This window comes from Nitrososphaerota archaeon, assembly GCA_016872055.1.
GTDB lineage: Archaea > Thermoproteota > Nitrososphaeria > Nitrososphaerales > Nitrosopumilaceae > Nitrosotenuis.
The window spans coordinates 1-3,870 of record VHBH01000024.1 but is presented as its reverse complement, the minus strand read 5'-3'; the positions used below and the strand labels follow the sequence as shown (position 1 = coordinate 3,870).

5 protein-coding genes are annotated in these 3,870 nt (G+C 39.7%); 3 read left to right on the top strand and 2 right to left on the bottom strand.

Going from position 1 to position 3,870, the window contains the following annotated elements:
* The first annotated feature begins 781 nt into the window (after positions 1–781).
* Positions 782–1,213 carry a hypothetical protein gene (locus tag FJ354_07085; protein ID MBM3906415.1) on the top strand — a complete coding sequence of 144 codons (432 nt, stop codon included), beginning with the start codon at positions 782–784 and terminating at the stop codon, positions 1,211–1,213.
* On the opposite strand, the gene FJ354_07080 is transcribed toward FJ354_07085, so the two are convergent.
* Positions 1,205–2,296, bottom strand: a complete 1,092-nt coding sequence (locus FJ354_07080; protein ID MBM3906414.1) for a formate--phosphoribosylaminoimidazolecarboxamide ligase family protein — start codon at positions 2,294–2,296, stop codon at positions 1,205–1,207. The genes FJ354_07085 and FJ354_07080 overlap by 9 nt on opposite strands.
* 303 nt (positions 2,297–2,599) lie before the next feature.
* On the opposite strand from FJ354_07080, the gene FJ354_07075 reads away from it, so the two are divergent.
* Complete coding sequence (locus FJ354_07075) at positions 2,600–3,154, top strand: UbiX family flavin prenyltransferase (protein MBM3906413.1); 555 nt, start codon at positions 2,600–2,602, stop codon at positions 3,152–3,154.
* A gap of 1 nt (position 3,155) precedes the next feature.
* Positions 3,156–3,584 carry an SRPBCC family protein gene (locus FJ354_07070; GenBank protein ID MBM3906412.1) on the top strand — a complete coding sequence of 143 codons (429 nt, stop codon included), beginning with the start codon at positions 3,156–3,158 and terminating at the stop codon, positions 3,582–3,584.
* Here FJ354_07070 and FJ354_07065 read toward each other — a convergent pair.
* A complete protein-coding gene (locus FJ354_07065) occupies positions 3,581–3,775 on the bottom strand; it encodes a translocase (protein MBM3906411.1) in 195 nt (64 codons plus the stop codon). The genes FJ354_07070 and FJ354_07065 overlap by 4 nt on opposite strands.
* Between the last annotated feature and the right edge of the window lie 95 nt (positions 3,776–3,870).

The window sequence follows — 3,870 nt, the reverse complement described above, 5'->3', positions numbered from 1 at the left end:
GGGGCAGCCCCGATTCTTTCTATTGACGATATGGCAGATGGCGTTATCTCGGAATTACCAAGCCTTGCGTAAATCAAAAACAAAATTGCAATTGCCACAAAACCAAGTGTGATAAGTGCCCTGCCGTCTTTAGCCATTTGAGTCTGGTTTTGTCTACCCGCATTAAATTTTATCTGAATGGCAACTAAACCGTTTATGCGTTACTGGATAAATTCATGTTCGGCAGTCACAAAACTGAGATAAGCAAACTAAAAGAAAAGGACAATTTGCTGTGAAAATCCATGTATTTACTGATTTTTGAAAAACACGAAATAATATCAAAAAAGAAACCAGAGAGATAGAAAAAGAGACTAGGATTCTGAAAGAGAATTGGAGTATATCGAATCATGTTAGGTGTAAATTTTCAGGAAAATGAAGCCAAGTTCACAAAAATAGGCAAGCGCAGCAGGTTTTACGCTGATCTTTGACCAATTCTTAATCTAAAAAAAAAGAAAAAGACTAAAACCACCACTATGCGCAGCAGAGCGATTTTTTGAAGTCTTCTACACTGCGCGAGAACTTGCAGCTTTTGCAGACTTGCCAAGTTCTGGGTTTTAGGATCCTAAGTGGTGCGTCATAGCCAATTGAATACATTTTTCCGCCACATGCCGGACATGGTAGAGGTATGTCTATTTGCATGATTCAATTTAGTGGATTTTACATTTAAAAGCCGCGTAGGACTGATAAGTTATCCATACGATCATGTCATTCTTTAATAGAAACCAATCCATAGTGATACCAGTTGGATATTTCCCAAAAACAAGAGCCAGATTATTCCACTGCAAAAATTACACATGTTGGCTTTATCGATCCATATGCAATGGAGGGCATCATAATACTACAGTCCCATGACAAAAAAGAATTTCACATGAGGGCATTTTCCGGCGAAGTAGCTAGACACATCAAGTCTTTTTTGGAAGGGCGACGCGACACATTGCCAACCATATACAACATGTTTGAAGAAATATGCGAGGAAAATGAAATGTTGTTAGTCAAAGTTAAAGTCTATGAGAGCGGTAGCGTGTTGCGCGCAAACCTATACTTTACCGGCAAAAAAGACACTGTTCTGAGAAATTACAGAGCATCAGACGCAGTAGCTCTGGCCGCCTTTTACAACATTCCAATACTGGTCAGAAAGACACTACTCAAGGACAAAATGGAAAATCTAAGTTAGGACTTGTGCAAGCCTTCCTTCTTGGTGGGCACGCTTTATCTCCATTGCAATTCTTCGTCCTACCCCGAAGGTCTCTCCGTACTGGTATTTTGTGTATGGTGACGTGGTAGCCACAATTGGGTTGCCTGGCACACGCAGGGACACGTCATATACTACCATCTCTAAATCCTTGGTAATTACTGACTGTAGGGAGAATGGACCTATTATGCCGGGTGGGTAGACCTTTTTTACGCCTGCAACAAACTTGTCACCCATTTCTATGACTTTTTCTAATAATGACTCTCGAATGCTGGCAGGTGTGTGGCCCACCTCGATGTTTTGCGTATCGATATTGATGTCTAATTGCTGCTTTGCCGGAAGCGCATTATAGTCATGTATGTTGGTTTGAAGTCTTCGCTCTATTCCGATAAAATCAACCTGTTCGGAGATTGGCGTGTGGAAATAGTTGAAATTCATGTAGGTCCCAAGGACTAGTTCTTCAATGCTTGCTTTTTTGAGATCCTTGGCATCGATTATTCCTTTTTTGATTCTATCTTGAGATTTTGCCAGGAAATCCTTGTAGTTAGATGCTGTGAAAAATGCCCGCTCTAGCTTTCTTTTCTTTTCTTGTACTTTGACAATGACTGGACGGTCGATTTTTTTGGGATCACGGAAAATTTTGGGCAGTCTTATCTTTGATTTTTCTAAAAGATAGTACTGGTTTTTGACAAAACTTCTCTCCTCTGCCTGAAACAGTGTTCTGTTGCCAAACATCGGGACCTTGAATTTTTTCTCTATGGTATCATATCCTAGATAAGCAGTAAGCGCTCTGTGTGGAACAATTATGGTATTGGTATCCAGAAACATTTTTTGCATTTTGGGTGATGCCATATCAGAGAATTTGTCCACAACAATGATTTCATCTGCAATTCTCTTGAATCGCCTATATGGGATGTCCCTGCCCTTCTGGCATATTACGACAGTAGATATTCCTTCATCCTTTGCACCATCCATTATTTCAAGTGCGGAATGACTGCCCAAAACGCCTATTCTAAAGTCAGTATAATTTTGGATTATTTTTGATATTTCGTTTTTTATTGCCAACAATGTTTTCACAAATGTTGGTAATATAACATCTTTATTTCGTTGTACGGTCGGATATTGTAAAACTACCACCTCTTCATAATATCAATACAAACGAATCTGTTATGAATGGTAAAAGACAAATCAGCAACATAAAGCGAAAAACATACAAAAAACAGTAAAACTTGGGCACGAAATTTTACGGGTCACACCCCTCCCCCAAAAATAATTTGGGTTGTTTGTATGGGTTACCTCAATAGCCCTAGTGTTAAGCGGGGTATGCGTAATTACAGCTTAAAATAATCAAAATTCCTAGCCCACACCATGAAGCTAGTAATTGGAATGACTGGCAGCACAGGTGTAATTTACGGCGTCAGAATTTTAGAAGTGCTACAAAAATGTGGCATCCAAACTCACCTAGTGATCACAGACTGGGCAAAAAAATGCCTTGCAATGGAGACTGATTACAAACTAGATCAGGTAAAATCATTAGCCACAGAATATTCTGATGACTCTAATTTGGCATCTGGAATATCATCTGGCACATACAAACATGATGGAATGATCGTGATTCCATGCTCCATGAAGACTCTGTCCAGCATTGCGAATGGTTACGATGAAACCTTAGTGGCGAGAGCTTCCGGCGTCACACTAAAGGAATCGCGTAAGCTTGTCTTGGTTACTCGTGAAGCCCCACTCACCGCAATAAACCTGGAAAACATGTTGAAATTGGCAAGACTGGGCGTTATCATTTTGCCGCCAGTTCCTGGATTTTACACAAAACCCAAATCGATTGAGCAAATCATTGATCATACTGTTGGCAAATGCTTAGACCAGTTCAACATTGATCACGATCTATACAAAAGATGGGGAACCTAAACTGCCGAAAATTACAATCATTAAAGACATCACGGCAGAGCGACAACGCGTCTTTGATATTATTGCAAATTATGAGAATTTCCAAAACATTCTGCCAAAATATTTTCCATCGATTAGGGTCAGATCAGTTCGAGAAAACATCGCTATAGTGGAAGAGCACATGAGGCTGGGTGACAAGGAGTTAGTCATGATGACAAAACATGTCAGCAAATATCCAGAATCACACGATGTCTTTGTTTTGGGCGGTGACATCAAGGGTACTCACATTTCAGAAATCTATGAAAAAACAGACAAAGGAACCAAACTGACAATTAATGCCGATATCAAGCTAAATGGCACGATGAAGCTGGCAAGCATTTTTGGCAAATCCAAGATTGTACCTGAATTTAACAAAGTAATGGACGAGTTTTGTAAAACAGCGGAAATCTAGTCTTTTTTGTCTTTGAGATCTTTGAGCTCTTTTTCTGCCTCAAACTTGCCTTTTTCGTATTCCATTCTGGATTTACCGAGTGTTCTTGCAAGCTCTGGAATCTTTTTTGCACCAAACAGAATGATGCCTGCGGCAATTGCAATAAAGATCCATTCTTGGCCTGCAATAAAGCCGGTTATTGCTTGTAGCATTTGATTCTAATTGGTCAGTTCTCTGATTTAACTCTTTTATCGTTATTCAAATCGATGTAACGATTTATCAGATTCGAATTAGGCACAACCTGTCC